The 757-nt window shown below is 66.6% G+C and carries 1 protein-coding gene and 2 pseudogenes; 1 reads left to right on the forward strand and 2 read right to left on the reverse strand.

What is annotated here, in order from left to right; all coding sequences use genetic code 11:
• Positions 1-402: pseudogene (locus A5698_RS17540) on the forward strand (TetR/AcrR family transcriptional regulator); the annotation flags it as partial.
• Here the strand turns inward: A5698_RS17540 and A5698_RS17545 are convergent.
• Positions 389-634, reverse strand: a complete 246-nt coding sequence (locus A5698_RS17545) for a DUF3107 domain-containing protein (RefSeq protein WP_068299518.1) — start codon at positions 632-634, stop codon at positions 389-391. The pseudogene A5698_RS17540 and the gene A5698_RS17545 sit on opposite strands and share 14 nt — an antisense overlap.
• A 48-nt stretch (positions 635-682) precedes the next feature.
• Positions 683-757, reverse strand: a pseudogene (locus A5698_RS30015) (TetR/AcrR family transcriptional regulator); the annotation flags it as partial.

Raw genomic sequence — 757 nt, forward strand, 5'->3', positions numbered from 1 at the left:
GAGAACCTGGTCTCCGGTGTGCGCCAAGCGCTGCGCACCACCACCGACAACCGGCAGCGGTTGCGCGCGGCCGTCCAGGCGTTCTTCGACTTCATCGAGCACGACGGCCAGGGTTACCGGCTGATCTTCGAGAACGACTATGTCAACGAACCGCAGGTCGCCGCGCAGGTGAAGGTGGCCACCGAGGCCTGCACCGACGCGGTGTTCGACCTGATCAGCCGGGATTCCGGGCTAGAGGCGCACCGCGCCAGGATGATCGCGGTGGGACTGGTCGCAATCAGCGTGGACTCCGCCCGCTACTGGCTCAACAACGACCGGCCGATCTCCAAGGAGGCCGCGGTCGAGGGCACCGTCCAGTTCGCTTGGGGCGGACTGTCACACGTGCCGCTTACCCGGTCTTAGCTCCCAGGCCGACCCCGAAGCCGACACGACGGACGTCGGCCGCGCCGATCTCCACGTAGGCGATCTTGGACGTCTGCACCAGAAAGCGGCGCCCCTTCTCGTCGGTCAGGGCCAGCACACCCGAATCCCTGGCCAGCGCCTCGGTGAACAACTGCTCCACCTCGCTGGGTGTCTGCGCGCTGTTGAAGCTCAGCTCGCGCGGGCTGTCCGTGACACCGATCTTGACCTCCACGCCGGGGCCCCTTTCCGTCTTTTCGAAGAACTTGAGCTAAGGCTAGTGGACGGCCGCGCGCAACCGCTGCCGGTTGTCGGTGGTGGTGCGCAGCGCTTGGCGCACACCGGAGACCAGGTTCTC

It is taken from the genome of Mycobacterium sp. E136 (assembly GCF_001666865.1).
GTDB lineage: Bacteria > Actinomycetota > Actinomycetes > Mycobacteriales > Mycobacteriaceae > Mycobacterium.